A 22,617-nucleotide genomic window follows, 5' to 3' on the forward strand; every position below is an offset into this window, starting at 1 on the left:
GTCTCCTCATTCCGACGGTTTCGCCAGGTAGACCAGTGACAACGTTTCGGCCACCACCTTCCGATCGGTCTCCAGGTAACCGGCCTTGAGGTAGAGGCGGATGTTGGCAACGCTCCGATCGCCGGTGAACAGCACGAAACGCCGCACGCCCGTCCTGTTCCGGGCCTCGACCGCGCGCAGCAGAGCCGCACCGATGCCACGTCCCCGCATGTCCGGCGCCACCACGAGACGGCCGACGTGGCACTCCTCGCCCTTCCGGGTACCGCGCACCGCCCCGACGATCCGCGTGCCCGCCTTGGCCACCAGCACCCGGCCCGCCGCGATCGCGTCGCGGATCTCCTCGATCGGCTCGGACAGCGCGGAGAAATGCGGGTTGTCGTAGAGCTGCGCCTCCGACACGTACGCCGCGCGCTGCACGGTCATGACCTCGCCCGCGTCCCGCACGTCCGCGGTGGTGATTCCCCAGTCCATCGTCAGTCTTCCTTCCCCGGAACCAGCCCCGTACCCCCGCGACGAACCCAGCACCCAGGCGGAAAGTATCCGGAACACGTCTCGCCGCGGTAATCACATCGGGATTTGCCGAGGAAGGCAATCTCGCGATCGTGAGGGTCACCTCGCACCGGCTGCCGGGCAGTCGGCGTGAGTCGGATGCTTCGCGTTGCGCCGCGGAATCCCGCCGCCTCCCATCTGATTCTCGGGGGACTGCTCCGGGTATTCCTGGAGCACGCCTTCGTGGGAGCGGCGGCGCATTCGACGAGCAGAGGAGGACGTCATGGCGGAGCCGGGCCGAAGTGCTCACCCGTCCGAACCGGCCGATCCTGCCCGACGCGATCTCGAAGCCGAACGCGGCGACGAACGCGGGCCGGACACCGAGCAGGAGGGACACGTGGAGATCCACGATCCCGAGCACCCGCCACCGCCACCCAGCATCGAGGACGAGTTCGACGAGGACGAGCAGTGAGCCCCGTTCACTGGATCGGTGGCAGCTCCTGCTCCAGTCCGAGCAGCGGGGCGAACGGGTCGCCCACCTCGTCGAGGCGGTCGAAGACGGTGCGAATCGTCCACCGGTCGGGCGTCAGGTCCGGGTCGTCGAGCTCGTCCCAACCGACCGGCACCGAGATCGGCGCCCCCGGGCGCGGGCGCGCGCTGTAGGGCGCGACGAGCGTCTTGTTGACGACGTTCTGCGTGTAGTCCAGGCGGGCCAGCCCGCGCCGCTCGTTCTTCTGCCACGCCCAGCTGACCAGGTCGGGCACGGTGGCACCGATGGCTCTGGACACCTTCTCCACCCAGCGGCGGGTTTCCTGGTAGGTGTAGCGCGGCGCGATGGGCACCCAGATCTGCACGCCCCGCTGACCGGTGACCTTGGGCCCTGCCCGCACACCGAGGTGCTCCAGCGCGGTGCGGTGCAGCCGGGCGAGGGCGAGCACGTCCTCGAACGAGGTCTTCGGCCCCGGGTCGATGTCGAACAGCGCCCACGTCGGGTGCTCCACGTCGGAGGCGCACGACGTCCACGGGTGCAGCTCCAGCGCTGCGTAGTTGGCGAGCCAGGCAAGCGCGGGGACGCTGTCGGCGATGACGTAGTGCTGCGTCTCGTCCGGGTCGGCCGCCTCGTAGCGCCACCTGGTGAGCCAGTCCGGCGCGTGGCTCGGTACCTCCTTGTGCCAGAAGCCGGGCTTGTCCGCGCCGTCGGGGTAGCGGTGGGTGTTGAGGGGCCGGTCGGCCAGGTAGGGCAGGATCACCGGTCCGATCCGCGCGTGGTAGCGGACGAAGTCGCGTTTGGTCACCGCCGGTTCGTCATCGCGGGCCGGGAACAGGACCTTGTCGAGGTTGGTCAGCGCCAGGCGGCGCCCGCCGACCCCCCACGACCCCTTGGCGCCGAGCTCGTCCAGCGCTGCCAGCTCCGCCGCCGAGGGCGGGTCCCACCGAGGTCGTTCGTCGCGTCCGCCTCCGGACTTCTCCTTGTCCGCCTTGCGCCCGGACCTGCGCGCGGTGGTGGCTCGCTGCTTCGCACCCGACTTCTCCCGCGTCTTCGCCGGTTTGGTGTCGGCCTTCTTCGACGTCCCGGATCCGGCCTTGCTCGACGAGGATGCGCTGGAAGCCTTGGCGGATGAGCCGGTGCCGGGGGATTTGCCGGACGAACCGGTGCCGGAGGACTTGCCCGACGCTGCGCTGCCGGATCCGGTGGACCGGGCCGTCTTGCGCTCTCCGGACCGCGAGCCGCGGCTGGACTTCCCGGCCGTTTCGCGGTCCACGGGGACCTCCGCCTCGGAAGCGGGCAGGTCGCTGCGCCACATCGCGTCCGGGGCGGCGGCGACCTCCTCGTTCGTCCGGCCGCTCTTGACCGACTCGAGGTGGTCCTCGGCCGTCCACCCCGCCTCGGCGTGCTCGTCCTTCTTGTGCAGCAGCAGCCACTGCTCCTTGCCCGAGTCGTCGTCGCCGCGCCGGACGAGCACGAAGCGCCCGCCGAGCTTCTCCCCGTGCAGGTCGAAGTGCAGGTTCCCGGCCTCGATCGCCTCGGCCGGGTCATCGGTCTCGGCGGGCTCCCACGTGCCGCGGTCCCACACGATGACGTCCCCGCCGCCGTACTCGCCCTCGGGGATCACGCCTTCGAAGTCGGTGTACTCGATGGGGTGGTCCTCGACCCGCACGGCCAGGTGCCTGGCCTTCGGGTCCAGCGTCGGGCCCTTGGGCACGGCCCAGCTCAGCAGCACGCCGTCGAGCTCGAGCCGAAGGTCGTAGTGGCGGCGCCGCGCGCGGTGGCGCTGGACGACGAACCGGTTGCCGCCGGGGCGCGCGCCGCCCTCCCGGCCGGACGGCTCGCTGGTGCGGCTGAAGTCGCGCTTGCGCTGGTACTCGGTGAGCCGCCCGGACTCCTTCGCGGAACTCATCCCAATCGGATACCCGAGCAACGCGGCCCGAAAAGCGGGCATCGCGAGGCCTCAGCGCGGCTCCTCCTCCAGCTCGAACGGCAGCAGCTCCAGCGCCCGGTTGTACCTCGCGACCAGGTCCTCCTCGTCGCTCCCGCCGAGGTAGATCGCCGCGAGCTCGTAGCTGTAGGAGTCCTGCGCCGGCAGGTCGGAGAGCCATTCGCCCTCGTTGGCGACGATGTCCACGATGGTGCCGGGCATCTCCTCGCGCACCCGCGCCACGTCCTCCTCGGACGGCACGCTGCGCACCAGCGCGTTGCCGAACGTGCGGTAGTACCACTTGGCGGCCACCGCGTGCTCGCCCTGCCCGCTCGGCTGCTGCGGGTCGCGCCCCAGCGCCAGGCGGACCATGGACTGGTAGTTGGGCACGCCGTCGACGTACTCGAACAGCGGGGCGTGCGACTGCGACAGGCGCGGGTTGACCTCCAGGATGTTGAGCGCGTCGCGGTCGGGATCCCAGAAGAACTCGATGTTGAACGTCGACGACGAGAGCCCGATCTGGCGGATCACCCGGACCGCGATGTCGCAGGCGCGGTCGGCCACCTCCTGCGGCAGGCTCGACGGGTACTGGTAGCGCAGGAAGCTCGTCGAGCCCTCGTAGCAGACCGAGTCGATCACGCCGTAGGCGTTGGGCTCGCCGTGCGTGTCGCTGTAGCCCTCGACGGTGAGCTGGCGGCCGCGGACCTCTTCCTCCGCCACGCACATCTGCCCGGTCCGCTCGTCGATCTCCGGCGGGAGGTCGAGCATGGACAGCAGGTACTCGAAGGCACCGCCGACCATGCCGATCTCGCCGCGGGTCTTCTCGACCGCGTGCTCGAACTCCTCGGCGCCGTCGATCCGGAAGGCCAGCGCCGACGAGAACGACTTGACCGGCTTCAACCAGAACGGGAACCGCAGGTCCGGCAGTTCCGGGTGCTCCACGTCGACCAGCGCGAACCGCGGGTGCGCGTCGGTGACCTCCTGCTGCTCCAGACGGCTCCAGTACTTGTTCTCGCACTTGACCACGGACTGCAGGCTGGGGCCGTGCAGCCCGTGGCGCTCGCAGAGGATCGGCACCATCGAGCTGACCGGGAAGTCCCAGTAGCCGATGATCGCGTCGACGCTGCCGTCGAAGGCGTCGAGCTTCTCCTGCGCCTTCTCCAGGTACTCGGCGAGCTCCACCTCGCCGCCCATGAGCTCTTCCTTGCTCAGCAGGGAGTGGAACCGGTACTGCTTCAGGTGCGGCAGCTCGTGCAGGAGCGCGAGGTTTCGGTCGTCGAGTCCCAGCACGAACACGTTCTCGATCGAATTCATCACGACCGTCTGCTTACCCGGCATCGACGGGTTCCATTCGACCAGCGTCGAACAACGCGGATCGTGTTCGACTGCCTCCGGCGAGTACCGGAGCCCTGCGAGACGCGGTTTTCCGCCGTACCGGCGGGGGTATCTCGGTGGACGTCCGCGCAGCGCCGTCGGCGCGGTCGCGGCGGCATGCCGCGCGGCGGAGGACTCAGGGGCGCCGGTGGAAGGATCTGATCTCGATGGCCGTGGTCGGCAAGCTCCGCAAGCCCGGTGAACAGGCCCCGCTGGGCGGCCTGTACGAGTGCGACGGCGGATGCGATCACACGTTCAGCACGGAACGGGACAGCCACGTGCTGCCGCCGTTGCCCGACGACTGCGTCGGAGGCGCGTGGCGGCTGGTGCACGCCCACCCCGACTACTCGATGGGCGATCACCTGGGCCTGTCGTGACCGCCCGCAGCCCGGCCCGGGGCGTCGCCGGTCAGAACGGCTCCTGGCGATGGGGCTGTCCCAGCGTCGTCCCGCCGAGGTAGGCCGCCAGCTCGCCGAAGCCGAGCCGGATGTCGGGCGGTGCTTGCGTCCGGGTGGCGCCGCGTGCCGAGCCCGTCGTCCATGCTCGATCGACTCCTGCGCGTCGGCATCGGACGTGCTAACCCCGGCGCAGATTGGGCCATACCTCGTCGGACGGCACTACCACAGCAGTCGTGCACCCGGTGTGATTGCTCACCTCTGCGGCAAGGTCTTCAAGTACGTGAAACAACTCGTTACGGTGGTGTGGCCAGGCAAAACATCACCGTTCGTGCACAGTCGAGCGGATGCGAGGAAAGCGAGGGCACCTCCGCGTGTCGGTGGATCTATCGTCGGTCGTCGCGGCCACCACGCGGTGGCTGAACGCCGCCTACCCGGCCTCCGGCGGAGCGTTCGACCGCGCGCTGGCCGAGGCGCAGGCGCAGCAGGCGGTGACCGTGGCGGCCTCGCTGCGCTACCCGACAAAGGTGGACGCCGCGCTGGTCGTGCTCGCGGGCCCGGGCGGTTCGGCGCGGCTGGACTGGCTCGCGGGCACCGAGGTCCACGACCTGGAGCACCCCGACCACGCCTGGCGCACCTGGGTCGACGAGGTCGTCGCGAGCTGGGCGTGCTGCCTGCTCGCGGACCCGGCGCTGGCCGCCCGCGCGGTCGCCGCGCTCCCGCCCGCGCCCCCAGGCGTCCCGGCGTCCTCCTTCGGCCGGCTCACCGAGCCGGGGCGCCGCGAGCAGAACGCGGCGTTCCTGCTGCGCCACCCCGATTTGCAGGCCCCGGTGGCCGAACTGCACCGCGAGCGCCTGCTGGAGCTGATCGAGCCCGACACGAGCACCGCGGCCTGACCGCGCCCCGGTCGGCTCCGCCCTGCTCCTTCGGAGCTCCTGGCTCGTCGCGGCCCGTCCACGAAGTGTCAGGCTCGCGCCGCGCTCACTCGTGCGAAGGGTTTAGCCCGTGGCGGCTCAGGCAACGCCAGAGCGAGTGGTTCGCTTCGCAGCGTGAGGAGACCGGTATGGCCCAGGAAACGCAGAACAACGGTGACCTCGTCGACGTGCTGATCCAGGACCACCGCGACGTGGAGTCGGCGTTCGGCGAGTACGAGCGCGGCGGACTGTCCGCGGAGGCACGCCGCGACCTCGTCGACCACATCATCACCGAACTGGTGCGGCACTCGGTCGCCGAGGAGCAGCACCTCTACCCGGCCGCACGCGAGCACCTGCCCGACGGCGACGAGATCGCCGACCACGAGATCCGGGAGCACGCCGAGGCCGAGTCGGTCATGAAGCGGATCGAGGACCTCGATCCCGGCAGCGCCGACTTCGACCGGCTCGTCCGGGAGCTGATCAGCGAGATCCGCCACCACGTCGAGGATGAGGAGCGGGACCTGTTCCCCCGCCTGCGCGACGTGTGCTCACCGCGGTATCTGCGGGAAATGGGCGACAAGATCGTGCAGGCGAAGAAGGTCGCGCCGACCCGGCCGCACCCGTCGGCGCCGGACCGGCCGCCGGCGAACAAGGTCCTCGACCCGGGCGTGGGCATGATCGACCGGATGCGCGACGCCCTCACCGGCCGCAGCCACTGATCACCGGCCGCCCAGCGGCACCCGCGCACAGCTCCGCAACGAGGCCGGAGCAGGGCCGCGCCGCCGCGAAGCGTCGCGGCTCGCCCGTCGCACATCGCAGCCGGGGAGGAAAGCCGTGAGTCGACGCGCGGAAGGGCTGGCCAGTACCGCCCGCGACGCCGGTGGCACCGGCTGTGGCATTGGCGGCGCTGACCTGGCCGTCACGGCGCGGGAAACGCGGGGCGCCGGGCCAGCCACCACGTCGTGGCCGGGCGCGACGGACGGCTCGGCGTCCTGACGGGCGGAGGCGGTCGCGCGGCGTCCGCGAAGCACTACTCCAGAAGGTTGGCAGGTAAGCCGCACATGAATGATCAGCAGCTGAACGAACAGGTCCGCGAACGCACGCAGGGTCAACGGGAGCTGACCGACGTGGTGGCGAGCTACCTCGCGGCGGTCCGGGACGCCGCCGGCATGCTCGGCCTGGATTTCGAGGGTTCCCGCTCCGGCGCCGAGAGCCCGAGCATCGAGATCGAGCTGGGCGGGGTGCCCGGCGTGCTGGTGTTCTGGACTCCCTATCGCGGCTGGGGCTACCGCGACGAGCACGGCGAGCACTTCTACCGCGTCGGCATCGAGTCCGACGCCGCCTCGCTGGTGCCGGACGCCGAGGTCGTGTCGGCCTGGCTGCGGGTGCTGGACTCCGGCGACCTGGAGGGCCACCAGGACGCGCCGGAGGCGCTGCACCCGGGCGACCCGGCGCTCGTCGAGCGGCTCGCCACCCTGGGCGCGGGCGAGGACCCCCATGCACCCGGCTGACCGTCCCTGGCAGAGCGGTGGTGGCCTTCGCGATGTGGCGGGGTGCCAGAACGTTTCGCCGTCCACATCGGAGGAAAACCACGGGTATGCGCCTGCTTCGACTGCCCGGCGTGTACCGCCCGCAGGGTGACACGCACCTGCTCACCGAGGTGCTGAGCGACTCGGGGCTGCGCAGGGGCGGCCGTGTGCTCGACGTGGGCACCGGTACCGGCGCGCTGGCCGTCGCGGCCGTCCGCGCCGGAGCGGGCAGCGTGGTGGCGGTGGACGTCTCCGTGCCGGCGGTCGTCACGGCGAGCATCAACACCTTGCTGCGCGGCATGCCGGTGCGGGTCGCGCACGGTGACGCGTTGGAGGGTTTCGGCGGCGAGCGTTTCGACGCGGTGGTCTCGAACCCGCCGTACGTGCCGTCGGACGCCGACGAGGTGCCGGCCAGAGGGGCCGCGCGGGCGTGGGAGGCCGGGCGCGGGGGCCGTGCGTTGCTGGACCGGCTGTGCGGGCTCGCGCCGGATCTGCTGAGCCCGGGCGGAATCCTGCTGGTGGTGCACTCCGATCTGTCCGATGTGGACTTGACGTTGCGGCAGCTGCGGCGCCGCGGCATGCACGCGTCGGTGGTGGCCCAGCGGAGGCAGGGGTTCGGCCCGGTGCTGCGCGCCCGCGCGCCGATGCTGGAGCGCTGCGGCCTGATCGAGCCGGGGCAGCGCGACGAGGAACTGGTGGTGGTCCGTGGTGAGCGGCAGGGATGACGACCGCGACCGGCGGCGCGTGACGCTGGTGCGGGGCGGCCCGATCCTGGTGGAGGGACCGGTGGAACTGGTCCTGGACGACGGCACGACGGTGTGCTCGGATCGGTTCGTGGTGGCCGTGTGCGCGTGCCGCCGCAGCCGGCGGTACCCGTTCTGCGACACCAGCCACCGTCGCCGAGCACGCGACGACCAGCGGTAGCCGGGGATGTTGCAGGAGTCGGTTGCGAGCGGGGGTCCCACACCGCAGGCGGCGGACGCCGTTTGTGGAAGTCGCTAGCCCTCGCGCACGTCCCGTACGTCGTCCGGCAGGGGTTCGCGCAGCGATGTGCGGTCGTCGCGCCAGCAGTCGAACAGGTGCCGCGCCAAGGCGTCCTCGAGCAGATCGGTGGCCTGCACGCCGAACACGACGTCCGCGCGCAGCGCCGGTTCGCGGGCGAGCAGGTCGCCCACGACGTCGCGGCGCATGATCTGCTCGTGCACGGCGTCGGCTTCGACGTGCTCGGTGAAGAAGTGCGTGCACGCCGGGTCCGCGCCGAGCCGGCGCAGCGCGCGGGCCATCCGGTCGGCGTTGGGCGCGGTGGTGATCTCCGCGGCGCTGAAGTGCCCGACGAGCGCACCGCGCAGGCCGCGGTGCAGTCCCAGCAACGACATCAGATTGACGATCGAGATCTGAGGTGCGGGCACGGCGTCGAGGTAGTGCAGGTAGTCGCCGGACATCCCGGCGCCGGCCAGCAGGTCGGCGAACAGGCGGGCGTGCATCCGCTCGCCCCGGCCGCCGCCGAACTCGTCGAACTCGACGGCGACCAGCGCGGCCTTGGCCTGGCCCTGCAGCCGCGGTACGACCCACACGTGCGGGTCGGCTTCCTTGAGGTGGTAGATCGACCGGTGCGCGAAGAACTCGCGCAGCTGCCACCACTTCCCGTGGTCGCGCAGGTAGTGCGAGACGGTGCCGCCGGTGGGCTCGACCAGCAGGGCCTCGAGCGTTCCCTCGACGTCGTCGCCGCCCTCGACGTCGGCGCGCAGCGCGGACAGGAAGGTCCGTTCGAGCGCGCCGCGCAGGCGCAGCAGGTCGGGATCCCATTCCCAGTCCGGAGAAACAACTCGGAAGCCGCGGTAGTGCAGCTCGTAGCAGACGTGCAGGGCGAGCGCCAGGTCCTCGCCGTAGGGCGCGGCGCGTTCCGCCTCGGCCAACGGCAGCGGGCCGGGCGGGGGAGGATTGGCCAGCGCGTCGAGGATCGCGGCCGAGACGGGTCCGCGAGGTGCGGGCAGGGCCGCCCCGACGGCCTGGTCGTCGAATGCTGCCGTGGTGCGCACTTCTGGGGTCCTTTCCTGGAACACGGATCAGGTTCGCAGCCGGTCGGTGCGCCCGGGTGCGGTGGCCGCCGCGAGCATGGCGACCACCTCGCGCGGTCCTCCGGCGGCGGCCGCCGCCCGCTGCCGCTCGGCGCCGGTGCCGACGCCGGTCACGTGCGCCAGCGCCTCCCGGACGAGAGCCGAGTCCCCGGTCTCCTCCAGCGCGGGAGCAACCCGGCGCAGCAGCCGTTCCACCATCTCCGGCGCGGGGACGCGCCGGGCGGGCACCGGGTCCACGGCGGGTCCGCGGAGCCCGTACCGGGACGCGGTCCACACCGCTGCGGCGGCGACCTGGTCGGACACCTCGTCGGCCTCCCGGCCCGCGGCGAGGTCGTCGAGCGCCGCGCGGACCAGCGCGCGGGAGAGTCCCGCCTGCAACACGGTCTCCTCCGCGGTGATCAGGGCGTCGGCCACCCGCAGCTCCACGGTGGGCAGGTGGGGCGAGGGCCGCGCGAGCCAGAACGACATCCGGTCGTCCACCAGCGCCCCGCAGTCGACCAGGCGTGCTACCTCGCGGTCGTAGGCGTCCCGCGACGGGAAGTGCGGCGGGACGCCGGAGCCGGGGTACAGCCGCTGCTGGACCCCGCGCCAGCTTGCGTGCCCGGTGTCGTGGCCGAGGTGGAAGGGCGAGTTCGCCGAGATCGCGAGCAGAGTCGGCAGCCACGGCCGGAGGTGGTTCACCACGGCCACCGCGGTGTCGCGGTCGGGGACGCCGACGTGCACGTGGCAGCCGCACACGTGGTAGTCCGAAGCCACCGCCCGGTAGCGTTCGGCGATGTCGGCGAACCGCTGGCCGCGGCTGGTGCCGGTGCCCTCCACCGCGAGGACGGGAGTGCCCGACGAGAGAACCCGCGCACCGACCGTCGACGCGGCCCTGGCCAGCGACGTCCGCGCCGCCACGAGGTGTGAGCGCAACTCCTCCAGCGTCCGGCAGCACCCCGTCGCGGCCTCGAGCTGGGTGTTGAGCATCTCGGCGTGCAGCAGCGCGTCCGGCGCGCCCAGCGGGCCGTTGGCGGCCTCTTCGAGCACCGCCTCTGCGTGCGGCGCGAGCTGGCCCGACGCGGCGTCCACCAGCAGGAACTCCTCTTCCGCGCCGATCGTCACCCCGCCCTGCACCGGGGGATGCTGCGTGGTGGGGGCGGCGGGGTGCTCCTGCAGGCCCATCAGTCCGGCCGCCCCAGCCGCTTGACCTCCAGGGGCCGCACGGCCGGACCCTCCAGGACCGCGCCGTCGACGTCGAACCGGGAACCGTGGCACGGGCAGTCCCAACTGCGCTCAGCGGCGTTGAACCGCACCAGGCAACCGAGGTGCGTGCAACGCAGACCGACTCCGTGCAGCACGCCGTCCTCGCCCCGGTAGACCCCGGTCAGCTCCGCGCCCTCGCGCGCCACCCGCGCCTGGCCATGCGGAACCTCGCCCGGCAGGTCGACCTGGGAGCGGGTGAAGCGGTCGCGGACGAAGTCGGCCCCCGCACCGAGGTTCATCCTGGCCAGCTCGATCGCCGAGCAGGGCGAGAAGCGGTTCGGCGAGAGCGCGTCGGCCCAGTCGTTGTGCCGCCCGCCGATCAGGTCGTCGAGCACGGTGGCGGCGAAGGTGCCGCCGGTCAGTCCCCACTTCATGAACCCGGTAGCCACGAAGACCCGCGACGACCACGGTGTGTAGTGGCCGACCATGGGGAAGCGGTCGTAGGGCGTGGGGTCCTGGGCGGACCACCGGTGCGTGACCGCCTCGACCTCCCAGTGCTCGCGGGCGAAGTCCTCCAGGCGCTGGTAGACCTCCGGACCCACACCGGTGTGGCCGGTAGGGTGCCCCTCGCCGCACACCACCAGGTGGTTCCCGTACGAGCGGACCGACCGCTTCGGCGTCCCCGCGTTGATCGAAAGGTCCTGCGGTGGCGTGCCGCGCACGCGGGCGGCCACGCAGTACGAGCGCTGCGGTTCGAGCCTGGCGAAGAACGCGCCACGGTCCCAGACCGGGTAGTGGGTGGCGACGACGACCTGGTCGGCCACGACCGCACCGCGCTGCGCGACGACGCGGCACGGCGAGCCCTCCTCCAGTTCCAGCGCCCGGCTGTGCTCGAACACGTCGCTGCCGTCGCCGGCGACCGCACGGGCCAGCCCGATCACGTAGCTGACCGGCTGGAACTCCACCTGCTCGGCCAGCCGCAGCGCTCCGGCCACCGGGAACGGCAGGTCGGTGTCGCTGCCGAACACCGTGTCGAGCCCGGCGTCCCGGGTGGCGTCGGCCTCCTCCTCGAGGGCGGCGAGGTCCTCGAGGGTGGCGTAGGTGCACGCCGGCCTCCGCCGCAGGTCGCACGAGATGTGCTCCCGCTCGGCGATCCGCGCGATCTCCTCCACCGCGTACGTGCTCGCCGCGGCGTAGACCTCGGCGGCCTCGGCGCCGCGGTGGGCGCGGACCGCGCTGTACACAGTGGACTGCAAGGCGGTCGCCTTGGCGGTGTTGTTGCCGGTGGCACCGGCGGCCACGCGCTCGGCCTCCACCACGGCCACCCGCGCGCCGCCGCGCTTGAGCCGCAGCGCGGTGGTGAGCCCGGCGATCCCGCCGCCCACGACCGCCACGTCGTAGCGCCGCTCGCCGCGCAGCTCCGGGAAGTCCGGCCGGTCGGCCTCCAGCCACAGCGACGCGTCCGCCGCACCATCGTCCATGGTGGGATAGGTACCCCGCGCCCGGTGCGACTATGCGTGACGACGGGCCGCCTCGCCCCGTCGAGTCGGCGTCACACCGTTCGCGTGTGCGGCACGCCCGAGTCGAGGGTGCGCACGAGACGTTCGGTCGCGCGCCTGGCCTCGGGGATCGACTGCAGCACCCATCCGTGGAACATGCCCGGGTACTCCTCGTAGTCGATGCCCGCGCCGCGCTCGGCGGCGAGCCCCCGCAGCCGCCTGGCGTCGCTCAGCAGCACGTCGCGGGCGCCGGCCAGCACCGTCATCGGAGCCAGCCGGTCGAACTACCCGTCGAGACACCGCCGCAAACGACCACGCGGGTCTGCAGTCCTGCGCCGACCACGGAACGTGCCGAACCTTCGTCGGTCGGAGATCCCGGAGCGAGGAGGCGACTGAGGTTCCGCCAGGCGACCCACTACGCAAGCCGCATCCGGAACATGTCCTAAATGGCGGCGGCCAGCCGGGTGCCCTGGTCGATCGCGCGCTTGGCGTCGAGCTCCGCGGCGACGTCGGCCCCGCCGATGACGTGGGTGAGCACGCCCTTGACGGTCAGCTCGTCGACGAGGTCGCGCACCGACTCCTGGCCCGCGCACACCACCACCGAGTCGACCTCGAGCACCCGGGGCCGCTCGTGCTCCGGGCCGAACGAGATGTGCAGGCCGGCGTCGTCGATCTTGTCGTAGTTCACGCCGGTGAGCTGCTCGACCCGCTTTGCCTTCAGCGCCGCGCGGTGCACCCAGCCCGTCGTCTTGCCCAGTCCGCGTCCGATGCGCGATGTCTTGCGCTGCAACAGGTATACCTGGCGCGGCGACGGTTCCGGCTTGCGTTCGGTGAGACCGCCCGGCGCGTCATCGGAACCGGTAACGCCCCATTCGGCGTTCCACGCCTCCAGATCGAGGGCGGGGGACTCGGCATGGGTGAGGAACTCGCTGACGTCCACCCCGATGCCGCCCGCCCCGATCACCGCGACGCGCTCGCCGACCGGCCTGCCGTGCCGAACGACGTCCACATAGGACAGCACCGAAGGGTGGCCGATGCCAGGGATGTCGGGCACCCGCGGCGCCACCCCGGTGGCCACGACGACCTCGTCGTAGCCGCCGTCGACCAGATCGGCCGCACCGACCCTGGTGTTCAGGTGCAGGCCGACACCGGTGAGCTCGATCTGGCGGCGGTAGTAGCGGATGGTCTCGGCGAACTCCTCCTTGCCGGGGATGCGGCGGGCGATGCCGAACTGGCCGCCGATCTCCCCGTCGGCCTCGAACAGCTCGACCCGGTGCCCGCGCGAGGCGAGGCCGACGGCGGCGGAGAGCCCCGCGGGCCCCGCGCCGACCACGGCGATCTTCTTCGCCGTCCGCGCGGGCAGCAGGTTGAGCAGCGTCTCGTTGCCGGCCCGCGGGTTGACCATGCACGACGCCTTCTTCTGCGAGAACGTGTGGTCCAGGCAGGCCTGGTTGCAGGCGATGCAGGTGTTGATCTCGTCGCTCCGGCCCTCGCCCGCCTTGGCCACCCAGGCCGGGTCGGCCAGCAGCGGACGCGCCATCGAGACCATGTCGGCGTCCCCGCGGGCGAGCACCTCCTCGGCCACCTGCGGCATGTTGATCCGGTTGGAGGCCACCACCGGGATCGAGACGTGGGACCGCAGCTTGCCGACGACGCCGGTGAACGCCGCGCGGGGCACGGAGGTCACGATCGTCGGGACGCGTGCCTCGTGCCAGCCGATGCCGGTGTTGATGATCGTCGCACCCGCCTCCTCGACGGCGGTGGCGAGGTCGACGACCTCCTGCCAGGTCTGCCCGCCGTCGACCAGGTCCAGCGCGGACAGCCGGTACATGATGATGAAGTCGTCCCCGGCGGCCCGCCTGCACTGGCGGACGATCTCCACGGCGAGCCGGCGCCGGTTCTCCGCCGAACCGCCCCAGCGGTCGGTGCGCAGGTTGGTGCGGGGCGCCAGGAACTGGTTGATGAGGTAGCCCTCGGAGCCCATGATCTCCACGCCGTCGTAGCCGCCCTCGCGGGCCAGCCGGGCGGCACGGGCGAACGCCCGGATCTGCGCGCGGACGCCGCGGTCGGACAGCGCACGCGGCCGGAACGGGTTGATCGGCGACTTGACCGCGGAGGCCGACACCGACAGCGGGTGGTAGGCGTAGCGGCCCGCGTGCAGCAGTTGCACGACGATCTTGCCGCCCGCCTCGTGCACCGCGTCGGTGACCAGCCGGTGCCTGCGCGCTTCGGCCCGGGTGGTCAGCTTCGAGGCGAACGGGTACAGCCACCCGGTGCGGTTCGGGGCGAAACCGCCGGTCACCATCAGGCCCACCCCGCCACGGGCACGTTCGGCGAAGTACTCGGCGAGCCGGGGGAAGTCCTTGGCCCGGTCCTCCAGACCGGTGTGCATCGAGCCCATGACCACGCGGTTGCGCAGGGTGGTGAACCCGAGATCGACTGGACTGAGAAGGTGCGGGAACTCGCTCATCGGTGATCGCCTTCGGTGGTTCGGGAGTCGTGGTCGGAGCGCAAGGCCGCGAGCACCTCGTCGCACCAGTCGACGAACGCCTGCTCGACGCGGATGCCGCCGCGCAGGACGAGGTACTGGTGCAGATGCCTGCCGGTGAGCTGGTCCGGTTCGCCGAAGTCGCGCTGCTCGATGGTCCGGTAGACCTCGATCCGCTCGGCGTGGCGCCGGCGGTGCCTTGCGATCTCGTCGAGCACGCCGCCGACGTCGCCCGCCGAGGCCCCGCGGATCTTCACCGCCAGGTCGTTGCGGATCGCGCCGGGCTCCACCGGCTCGGCCAGCCAGCGGGCGAGCTCAGCGCGGCCGTCGGCGTTGACGCGGTAGACCTTCTTGTCCGGCCGGCTCTCCTGGGCCACCTCGTCGCACGAGATCCAGCCGAGCTCGACCATGCGCTTCAGCGTCCGGTAGATCTGCTGGTGGCTCGCCGCCCAGAAGAACCCGATGGACTTGCCGAAGCGCCGGGCCAGCTCGTAACCGGATCCCGACCGCTCCTCCAGCGACACCAGGATCGCGTGCTCCAACGCCATGACCGGGAACCTAGTATGCATCAAGTTGCAATGCAACAGTGTGCATAAAGAAGAGGTCTCCCGCGAGCCCGTCGCGGTCCGCGGGAGACCTCTGCCGTCGTGCGCTCAGCGCGCGGAGGCGACCTGACCGCCGGTGTGCTGGGCGATCCAGTCCTTGTACGCCGTCACGTCGGTGTAGATGCCGGCGTGCTCGGGGCAGTTGGCGCTCTGGCCGCGGCTGGTGGCGCCCACCAGCGTCCAGCGGTCGCCCGCCTTGACCACGGCCGGACCGCCCGAGTCCCCGAAGCACGCGCTCGCGGCGCCGCCCTTGTTGTCCATGCACAGCTCGCTGGCCTCGTCGAAGCCCGAGTCCGGCACCGCGCGGCACGCCTGGTCCTCGGCGATGGTGGTGTCGAGCTGCTGCAGCTTGACCGGGGCATCGCCGCAGCCGCGCTCCGGGCAGGTCAGCCCCCAGCCGATCTCGCGCACCTCCGCGCCAGCCTTCGGCGACTCGGCGGCGATCTCGACCGGGGCGGCCTGCACGGGCTTGGCCAGGTGCACCAGCGCGACGTCGAAGTTGCCGGACCCGGTCCAGCTCCACTTCTCGTGCGGGACGAACTTGTCCACCTCGACGACCTCGCCGCCCTGGGTCCGGTCGGTGGTGCCGATCCGGTACTGCCACTGCGACGGGTCGTGCGGCTGGTTGTTGCTGGAGTCGGTGACGCAGTGCGCCGCGGTGACCAGCCACTCCGGGCTGATCACGGCGGCGCCGCAGTTGTGCTCGCCGTCCTTGGTCTGCATCCCGGCCATGAAGGCGTAGGTCTCGGTCGCGTCCTGCCCGCCGACGATGAACGGCTGGGCGCCGCCCGCGCCCGGTGCGGCCACCGCCGATCCCGCGGTCAGCGCGGTCGCGGCGGAAGCGGCCAGCAGAGCTGCGACGATCGATCGCTTGCCCAAAGGAGCTCTCCCTCTTCCCACGCTCGGCGTCCTTCACCGAGCGGGTACGGAGGCTAAAAGATCTTCACTCGATCGGGCTACCCGCGAAAGTGCGGCGGGCTGTGGACTTTCGTCGGGCAAAGTGGCGGGCGGAGGGCGCCCGGAGGATGACTACCCGAGGATGACGAGACCGGGCGCCGACGGTGCATGCGCAAGGGAATCCCGTGGGTCTTCTGGGCTGCCACAGCGACCCGGAAAACTCACGGCTGGGGCGGCGACGTCGGCCGGGGTCACTCCTGCGCCGCGGTTTGGGGAGGGCGCCGGGTGGCCCGTTCCAGCAGGGCGTCGGCGGCCTCGGCGTCGGTGATCAGGGTGGTGACGATGCCCGAGCGCAGCACCGCGTCGATCGCGGCCGCCTTCGGCTCGGTGTAACCCAGCGCGACCACTTCCGGGACTCGGCGCAGCTCCTCCTGGGTGATCGCCAGCACGTGGTGCGCCAGTCCGGTCGAGAGCGCGTTGCCCTCGGCGTCGAACAGCCGGGCCGCGACCTCGGCCGTGGCCCCGCGACGCCCGATCGCCTCGCGCTCGGCCGGGCTCAACGCGTCGTAGACCGTGGACTCGCCCTCCTGCCACGCCCCGATGCTCACCACCGCCTTGGTCAGCTGCCGGAACCGGGCGAAGGTCTCGGCGATGCCGGGCTGCTCGCGCAGGATCTGCGCGGTGCGCCGGTCGGGCAGCACCAGCGGGCCGTAGATCGGGTACGCCTGGCCGCCGGTGGCGGCCGCGACCCGGTTGACGGTCTCCACCGAGCGGTCGCGCATGTCCATGCCCGCCTGCACCCCGCACAGCTGCACGATCGGGCAGCTCGGCAGCGAGCGGATCGACTCGGCCATCGCGTTGACCGACCGTGCCCAGGAAAGCCCGATCACATCGTCGGAGGTGACGATCTCGGAGAGCAGTTCGGCGGCCAGCGCGCCGATCCGCCTGCGCCGCTCGGGCCGTTCCTCGTCCGTGTGCGCTCGGTTGAGCACGAGCACCTGCCGCAGCCCGTAGGCGGACCGGATCTCGTCGGAGAGCGGCACGTCGATCGGGTAGGGCATGTCGAACTCGATCCGGATCAGTCCGCTCTCCTGAGCTGCTGAGATTATGCGGGCGACCTTGAACCGGCTGATCCCGAACTCCTCGGCGATCTCCAGCTTGGACTGCCCCTGGAGGTAGAACCGGCGCGCGATGGCGGCGGCGGTGATGGTCTCGCCGAGCCCGGGAGTGGGTGAGTTCCTGCTCATATGAGCACAATAGCATTGAAATCCCCCGGAAAGGTTGACGTAACTCCGGGCTGTGTCTTCAATTCTCGACATGTTGCGAGGGCGCTCGCTCACGTGAGTGCTCAAACGAGCGGGAGGAGTGGCATGCGAGCCGCGATCGTTGACCGGCCCGGTTCGGTCCGGGTGGGCGACGTGCAGGACCCCAGTCCGGGGGAGCGGGACGTGGTGATCAAGGTCGGTGCGTGCGGCATCTGCGGCACGGACCTGCACATCGCCGACGGGCACTTCCCGCCCACCCCGTATCCGATCGTGCCCGGGCACGAGTTCGCGGGTGAGGTGGTCGAGCTCGGGTCCGAGGCCCCGGGCGACTTCCGGATCGGCGACCGCGTGGCGGTGGACCCGTCGCTGTTCTGCGGCTACTGCACCCCCTGCCGTTCCGGGCACGGCAACCTCTGCGCGAACTGGAACGCCACGGGCGACACCGTCAACGGTGCGTTCGCCGAGTACGTGTCGGTACCCGCCGCGACCTGCTACCGGATGCCCGACGAGATGACCTGGGAGCAGGGCGCGCTGGTCGAGCCGGTGTCGTGCGCGGTGCACGGCGTGCGCCAGATCGGCGTGGAGGCCGGTGAGCGCTTCCTGGTCGTCGGCGCGGGCACGATGGGCCTGCTGATGCAGCAGCTCTTGCAGCGCGGCGGCGCCCACGTCACGGTCGTCGACCGCAACACCGCGCGGCTGGGCCGGGCGAGCAGGCTGGGCGCGGTGGCCGTGGCCGGCGATGTCGCCGAGCTGGACGGCGAGCGCTTCGACGCCGCGGTGGACTGCACCGGGGCGGCCCCCGCGATCGAGGCCGCCTTCGACTCGCTGCGCCGCGGCGGCCGGCTGCTCGTGTTCGGCGTCGCCCCTGCCGAGGCCAGGGTGTCGCTGTCGCCGTTCCGCATCTACAACGACGAGATCACCATCGTCGGCTCGATGGCGGTGCTGCACAGCTACGGCGCGGCGCTGGACCTGGTGGCATCGGGTGCGGTGAACACGGACGAGCTGCTCACCGACCGGCTGACTCTGGAGGACTTCCCCAAGGCGCTGGAACTGATGCGCAGCGGTGCGGGACTGAAGGTGCAGGTGCTACCGGGAGGTGTCGATGCGTAGCAGGCGGCGGAACCCAGTGCTGGCGCTGCTCGCGGTGGCGGCACTGCTGATGCTCACCGGGTGCGCGGGCGCCGGGGCGCTCGGTGCGGGCGGGCGGACACTGGTCGTGGCGATCGTGTCGAACCCGCAGATGGAGGACGCGGTCGCGCTGGCGGACCGGTTCGAACGCGAGAACCCGGGCATCCACCTGAAGTTCGTGCAGCTGCCCGAGAACCAGGCGCGCGCCAAGATCACCTCGTCCACCGCCACCGAGGGCGGCGAGTTCGACGTGGTGATGATCAGCAACTACGAGACCCAGCAGTGGGCGGCCAACGGCTGGCTGGAGAACCTGCAGCCCTACATCGACGCCAGCCCCGGCTACGACCCCGACGACTTCATCCCCAGCATCCGCGACTCGCTGTCCTACCAGGGCGCGATGCACGCCGTGCCGTTCTACGGCGAGTCCTCGTTCCTGACCTACCGCAAGGACCTCTTCGACCGCGCCGGGCTGAAGATGCCCGAGCGGCCGACCTGGCGGCAGGTCGCGGAGTTCGCCGCGAAGCTCGACGACGACAAGGCGGGCGTCGCCGGGATCTGCCTGCGCGGCAAGCCCGGCTGGGGCGAGAGCCTGGCGCCGTTCACCACCGTCGCCAACACCTTCGGGGCCCGCTACTTCGACGAGAACTGGAACGCGCAGCTGACCTCGCCGGAGTTCCGGGCGGCCGCGGAGTTCTACGTGAACCTGGTGCGCGAGCACGGCGAGGTCGGCGCCTCCAGCGCCGGGTTCTCCGAGTGCGGCACGCGCTACGCCCAGGGGCAGGCCGCGATGTGGTACGACGCCACCGTCATGGCCGGCACCAACGAGGACCCCACCAGCAGCAAGGTCGTGGGCAAGTCCGGGTACGTGGCCGCGCCGGTGGAGCGCACGCCCGACAGCGGCTGGCTCTACACGTGGTCGCTGGCGATGCCGAAGGTCGCCGAGGACAAGGACGCCGCGTGGCGGTTCATGCGGTGGATGACCGACAAGCGGTTCGTGCGGGAGGTCGGCACGACCTTCGGCTGGAACCGGGTGCCGCCGGGCTGCCGGCTGTCGACCTACCAGATCCCCGAGTACCAGCAGGCCGCGCAGGCTTACGCCCAGCCCACCCTCGACGGGATCAACCGCGCCACCCAGGCCAACACCATGACCCGTCCGGTGCCCTACCCGGGCATCCAGTTCGCGGGCATCCCGGAGTTCCAGGACCTGGGCACCCGCGTGAGCCAGCAGCTCTCCGCCGCCGTGGCCGGACAGATCTCGGTCGACGAGGCGCTGCGGCAGTCCCAGGAGTACGCCGAGACCGTCGGCGAGTCGTACCGGGAGACGAGATGACTCCGACCACCCCCACGACTCCGACCCAGCCCGCGCAGGACGTCGCCGAGCGAACGGGAACCGCAGGACCGCAACCGCGCAAGCAGGCGGGCAAGTGGTCGGCGACGGCGTGGAAGCGCCGGGCACCGCTGATGCCCGCCCTGCTGTTCACCGTCGTGGTCACCCAGGTGCCGTTCCTGCTCACGGTGTTCTACTCGTTCCAGTCCTGGAACCTGGTGCGCCCCGGGTCGCGGCACTTCGTCGGGCTGCGCAACTACGTCGACGTCTTCGCCGACAGCCAGTTCCGCGGCGCGATGCTCAACACGGTGCTGCTGACCGTGGTCTGCGTGCTGGTGGCGCTGCTGCTGGGACTCGGGCTGGCGATGCTGCTCGACCGCCAGTTCGTCGGCAGGGGTGTGGTGCGCACGCTGCTCATCACCCCGTTCCTGATCCTGCCCGCGGCCGGGGCGCTGCTGTGGAAGACCACGATGTTCGACCCGACCTACGGGCTGCTGAACTTCGTCTTCGGCGGTGACACCGACTGGCTGTCGGAGTACCCGCTGGCCTCGGTGATGGCCCAGGTCGTGTGGCAGTGGACGCCGTTCATGATGCTGCTGGTGCTGGCCGGGCTGCAGGCGCAGTCCCGCGAGGTGCTGGAGGCCGCGCAGGTCGACGGTGCCGGGCGCTGGCGGATCTTCACCTCGATCACGCTGCCGCAGCTGAGCCGGTACATGCAGCTCGCGGTGCTGCTCGGCGCGATCTACGTCGTCAACAGCTTCGACGCGATCTTCCTGATGACCCAGGGCGGGCCGGGAACCGCGAGCACCAACCTGCCCTACTACATCTACCAGCGCGCCTTCGAGGGCTTCGACGTCGGGCAGTCCTCGGCGATGGGCGTGATCGTGGTGGTTCTGACCCTGGTCGTGGCGACCTTCGCGCTGCGACTGATGTTCCGCACCTTCGGGGTGAGCGGGGAGGCGAGATGAGTACGCGTGCCGGCACTCCGCTCGGCCGGTCGGCGCTGACGGCGTTCACCTGGCTGGTCGCGGTCCTGTTCGTGTTCCCGCTGCTGTGGATGGTGCTGACCTCCTTCAAACAGGAGGCCGACGCCTACACCGACCCGCCGCGGCTGGTGTTCACCCCGACGCTGGAGCAGTTCGCCGGGGTCCTGGAGCGCGGGTTCCTGCCCTACCTGGGCAACTCGGCGTTCGTGACCGTCGTGTCGACGGTGCTGGTGCTGCTGATGGCGGTGCCGGCGTCCTACGCACTGTCGATCGCGGCGGTGCCGGGCACCCGCGACGCGCTCGGTTTCTTCCTGTCCACCAAGATGCTGCCGATCGTCGCGGCGATCATCCCGCTCTACGTCATCTCGCAGAACCTCAAGCTGCTGGACAACGTCTGGGCGCTGGTCGTGCTCTACACCGCGATGAACCTGCCGCTGGCGGTGTGGATGATGCGCTCGTTCTTCCTGGAGGTGCCGAAGGAGATGGTCGAGGCGGGCCGCGTGGACGGCGCGAACCTGCCGACGCTGCTGTTCCGGGTGGTGCTGCCGGTGGTCGCGCCCGGCATCGCCGCCACCGCGCTGATCTGCGTGATCTTCTCCTGGACCGAGTTTTTCTACGCGGTGAACCTCACCGCGGCCCAGGCGGGGACGGTGCCGGTCTTCCTGGTCGGCTTCATCACCAGCGAGGGCCTGTACTGGGCGCAGCTCTCGGCGGCGGCGCTGCTGGCCTCGCTGCCGGTGATGGTGGTCGGCTGGATCGCCCAGAACCACCTGGTGCGCGGCCTTTCCATGGGCGCGGTGAAGTAACCGGCTTGAAGCCCCCGATGGGGCTTCAAGTGGCCCGCAGGGCCATCCGCGCGCAGCGCGGATCCTCCTTCCGCACCGACGAGCATTGCGGCAGAAGTTACGAACAAGGAGCACTTCAATGGCTGAAGTCGTCTACGCGAGCGCCTCGCGGGTGTACCCGGGCAGCACCCCGGTCCGCGCGGTCGACCGGCTCGACCTGGAGGTGGCCGACGGCGAGTTCCTGGTGCTGGTGGGCCCCTCGGGCTCGGGCAAGTCCACGGCGCTGCGCATGCTCGCGGGCCTGGAGGACGTCAACGAGGGCGACATCCGCATCGGCGAGCGCAACGTGACCGGGCTGCCGCCGAAGGACCGGGACATCGCGATGGTGTTCCAGTCCTACGCGCTGTACCCGCACATGACGGTGGCCGAGAACATGGGTTTCGCCCTCAAGCTGCGGGGCAGGCCGAAGGACGAGATCCGCGCCAAGGTCACCGAGGCCGCCGAGATGCTCGACCTCGGCAAGTACCTGGACCGCAAGCCGAAGGCGCTTTCCGGCGGTCAGCGGCAGCGGGTGGCGATGGGCCGGGCGATCGTGCGCGAGCCCAGCGTGTTCCTGATGGACGAGCCGCTGTCCAACCTGGACGCGAAGCTGCGGGTGGAGACCCGCGCCAACATCGCCGGTCTCCAGCGGCGCCTGGGCACCACCACCCTGTACGTCACCCACGACCAGGTCGAGGCGATGACGATGGGCGACCGGGTGGCGGTGCTCAAGGACGGGCTGCTGCAGCAGTGCGCCTCGCCCCGCGAGCTCTACGACCACCCGGCGAACTCGTTCGTGGCGAGCTTCATCGGCTCCCCGTCGATGAACCTGTTGGAGGTGGTCCCCGGCAGCGACGGGATCGAGCTGGGCGGCCTGACCGTCCCGCTGCCGCGCGACGTCGCGGCCGAGGTCGGTGACCTCTCGCGGGTGGTGTTCGGCGTCCGGCCGGAGTGCCTGCGGCCCGCGGGCGAGAGCGAAGCCGGTTTCGACCTCACCGTCGAACTGGTCGAGGAGCTCGGTGCCGATGGCTACGTGCACGGGACGCTGTCCCACGGTGGCGAGGAGAAGCGCGTGGTCGTGCGGGTCGACGGGCGGGTCCCTCCCCGGCTGGGGGAGCGGCTCCGGGTGACCCTGCGCGACTTCGACGAGGTCCACTTCTTCCGCCCGGACACCACCCTACGCATCGGCAGCTGAGCCCGGCGGCCCGCGGCGTCAG

At 71.2% G+C, this 22,617-nt stretch carries 23 protein-coding genes; 12 read left to right on the top strand and 11 right to left on the bottom strand.

What is annotated here, in order from left to right; translation table 11 throughout:
• Positions 1–6: 6 nt before the first annotated feature.
• Positions 7–471 (bottom strand): GNAT family N-acetyltransferase, encoded by a 465-nt coding sequence (locus tag HUO13_RS18020; RefSeq protein ID WP_211902465.1) that lies wholly within the window; start codon positions 469–471, stop codon positions 7–9.
• 301 nt (positions 472–772) lie between these two features.
• On the opposite strand from HUO13_RS18020, the gene HUO13_RS18025 reads away from it, so the two are divergent.
• Complete coding sequence (locus HUO13_RS18025; RefSeq protein WP_211902466.1) at positions 773–961, top strand: hypothetical protein; 189 nt, start codon at positions 773–775, stop codon at positions 959–961.
• A 7-nt stretch (positions 962–968) separates the two neighbouring features.
• Here HUO13_RS18025 and ligD read toward each other — a convergent pair whose 3' ends face one another.
• Together ligD and HUO13_RS18035 are read right to left on the bottom strand one after the other, a co-directional pair.
• Positions 969–2,888 (bottom strand): non-homologous end-joining DNA ligase, encoded by a 1,920-nt coding sequence (gene ligD, locus HUO13_RS18030; RefSeq protein WP_211902467.1) that lies wholly within the window; start codon positions 2,886–2,888, stop codon positions 969–971.
• 51 nt (positions 2,889–2,939) lie between these two features.
• A complete protein-coding gene (locus HUO13_RS18035; protein WP_249124998.1) occupies positions 2,940–4,244 on the bottom strand; it encodes an ATP-grasp domain-containing protein in 1,305 nt (434 codons plus the stop codon).
• Between the two features lie 203 nt (positions 4,245–4,447).
• On the opposite strand from HUO13_RS18035, the gene HUO13_RS18040 reads away from it, so the two are divergent.
• The 6 genes from HUO13_RS18040 to HUO13_RS18065 all read left to right on the top strand — a co-directional run bounded on the left by HUO13_RS18040 (position 4,448) and on the right by HUO13_RS18065 (position 8,042).
• A complete protein-coding gene (locus HUO13_RS18040; protein WP_211902468.1) occupies positions 4,448–4,657 on the top strand; it encodes a hypothetical protein in 210 nt (69 codons plus the stop codon).
• A gap of 365 nt (positions 4,658–5,022) precedes the next feature.
• Positions 5,023–5,571 (top strand): hypothetical protein, encoded by a 549-nt coding sequence (locus tag HUO13_RS18045; RefSeq protein WP_249125000.1) that lies wholly within the window; start codon positions 5,023–5,025, stop codon positions 5,569–5,571.
• Between the two features lie 167 nt (positions 5,572–5,738).
• Positions 5,739–6,308, top strand: coding sequence for a hemerythrin domain-containing protein (locus HUO13_RS18050; protein ID WP_211902469.1), 570 nt, complete (start codon positions 5,739–5,741; stop codon positions 6,306–6,308).
• A gap of 342 nt (positions 6,309–6,650) precedes the next feature.
• On the top strand, positions 6,651–7,100 hold the full coding sequence (locus HUO13_RS18055) for a hypothetical protein (RefSeq protein ID WP_211902470.1): 450 nt from the start codon (positions 6,651–6,653) through the stop codon (positions 7,098–7,100).
• A gap of 86 nt (positions 7,101–7,186) precedes the next feature.
• The gene (locus tag HUO13_RS18060) at positions 7,187–7,843 is read left to right on the top strand and encodes a HemK2/MTQ2 family protein methyltransferase (protein ID WP_211902471.1); all 657 of its coding nucleotides are present in this window, start codon (positions 7,187–7,189) and stop codon (positions 7,841–7,843) included.
• Complete coding sequence (locus HUO13_RS18065; RefSeq protein ID WP_211902472.1) at positions 7,827–8,042, top strand: CDGSH iron-sulfur domain-containing protein; 216 nt, start codon at positions 7,827–7,829, stop codon at positions 8,040–8,042. Before HUO13_RS18060 ends, HUO13_RS18065 begins: the two co-directional genes overlap by 17 nt.
• A gap of 74 nt (positions 8,043–8,116) precedes the next feature.
• Here the strand turns inward: HUO13_RS18065 and HUO13_RS18070 are convergent, their stop codons facing one another.
• The 8 genes from HUO13_RS18070 to HUO13_RS18105 form a co-directional block, all read right to left on the bottom strand.
• Positions 8,117–9,157, bottom strand: coding sequence for an iron-containing redox enzyme family protein (locus HUO13_RS18070; protein ID WP_211902473.1), 1,041 nt, complete (start codon positions 9,155–9,157; stop codon positions 8,117–8,119).
• A gap of 27 nt (positions 9,158–9,184) precedes the next feature.
• Positions 9,185–10,360, bottom strand: a complete 1,176-nt coding sequence (locus tag HUO13_RS18075) for a carboxylate-amine ligase (protein WP_211902474.1) — start codon at positions 10,358–10,360, stop codon at positions 9,185–9,187.
• On the bottom strand, positions 10,360–11,862 hold the full coding sequence (locus HUO13_RS18080) for an FAD-dependent oxidoreductase (RefSeq protein ID WP_211902475.1): 1,503 nt from the start codon (positions 11,860–11,862) through the stop codon (positions 10,360–10,362). The genes HUO13_RS18075 and HUO13_RS18080 overlap by 1 nt, the downstream gene beginning before the upstream one ends.
• Positions 11,863–11,933: 71 nt before the next feature.
• Entirely contained in the window at positions 11,934–12,146 is a 213-nt protein-coding gene (locus HUO13_RS18085) for a hypothetical protein (protein ID WP_249125002.1), read from the bottom strand.
• 176 nt (positions 12,147–12,322) lie between these two features.
• Positions 12,323–14,350 carry an NADPH-dependent 2,4-dienoyl-CoA reductase gene (locus HUO13_RS18090; RefSeq protein ID WP_211902476.1) on the bottom strand — a complete coding sequence of 676 codons (2,028 nt, stop codon included), beginning with the start codon at positions 14,348–14,350 and terminating at the stop codon, positions 12,323–12,325.
• Complete coding sequence (locus tag HUO13_RS18095) at positions 14,347–14,916, bottom strand: PadR family transcriptional regulator (RefSeq protein WP_211902477.1); 570 nt, start codon at positions 14,914–14,916, stop codon at positions 14,347–14,349. Before HUO13_RS18095 ends, HUO13_RS18090 begins: the two co-directional genes overlap by 4 nt.
• 105 nt (positions 14,917–15,021) lie before the next feature.
• Positions 15,022–15,852, bottom strand: a complete 831-nt coding sequence (locus tag HUO13_RS18100; RefSeq protein WP_211902478.1) for a S1 family peptidase — start codon at positions 15,850–15,852, stop codon at positions 15,022–15,024.
• A gap of 269 nt (positions 15,853–16,121) precedes the next feature.
• Positions 16,122–17,117, bottom strand: a complete 996-nt coding sequence (locus HUO13_RS18105; RefSeq protein WP_211902479.1) for a sugar-binding transcriptional regulator — start codon at positions 17,115–17,117, stop codon at positions 16,122–16,124.
• A gap of 123 nt (positions 17,118–17,240) precedes the next feature.
• Here HUO13_RS18105 and HUO13_RS18110 point away from each other — a divergent pair, with 123 nt between their 5' ends.
• The 5 genes from HUO13_RS18110 (at position 17,241) to HUO13_RS18130 (ending at position 22,595) form a co-directional block, all read left to right on the top strand.
• Entirely contained in the window at positions 17,241–18,245 is a 1,005-nt protein-coding gene (locus HUO13_RS18110; RefSeq protein ID WP_211902480.1) for a zinc-dependent alcohol dehydrogenase family protein, read from the top strand.
• Positions 18,238–19,593: an ABC transporter substrate-binding protein gene (locus tag HUO13_RS18115; RefSeq protein WP_211902481.1), complete on the top strand. Its 1,356-nt coding sequence runs from the start codon at positions 18,238–18,240 to the stop codon at positions 19,591–19,593. The genes HUO13_RS18110 and HUO13_RS18115 overlap by 8 nt, the downstream gene beginning before the upstream one ends.
• Positions 19,590–20,558, top strand: a complete 969-nt coding sequence (locus HUO13_RS18120) for a carbohydrate ABC transporter permease (protein WP_211902482.1) — start codon at positions 19,590–19,592, stop codon at positions 20,556–20,558. The genes HUO13_RS18115 and HUO13_RS18120 overlap by 4 nt, the downstream gene beginning before the upstream one ends.
• Positions 20,555–21,382: a carbohydrate ABC transporter permease gene (locus tag HUO13_RS18125; RefSeq protein WP_211902483.1), complete on the top strand. Its 828-nt coding sequence runs from the start codon at positions 20,555–20,557 to the stop codon at positions 21,380–21,382. Before HUO13_RS18120 ends, HUO13_RS18125 begins: the two co-directional genes overlap by 4 nt.
• A gap of 118 nt (positions 21,383–21,500) precedes the next feature.
• Complete coding sequence (locus tag HUO13_RS18130; RefSeq protein WP_211902484.1) at positions 21,501–22,595, top strand: ABC transporter ATP-binding protein; 1,095 nt, start codon at positions 21,501–21,503, stop codon at positions 22,593–22,595.
• Positions 22,596–22,617 lie beyond the last annotated feature (22 nt).

Origin of the sequence: Saccharopolyspora erythraea, from assembly GCF_018141105.1 — a bacterium.
GTDB lineage: Bacteria > Actinomycetota > Actinomycetes > Mycobacteriales > Pseudonocardiaceae > Saccharopolyspora_D > Saccharopolyspora_D erythraea_A.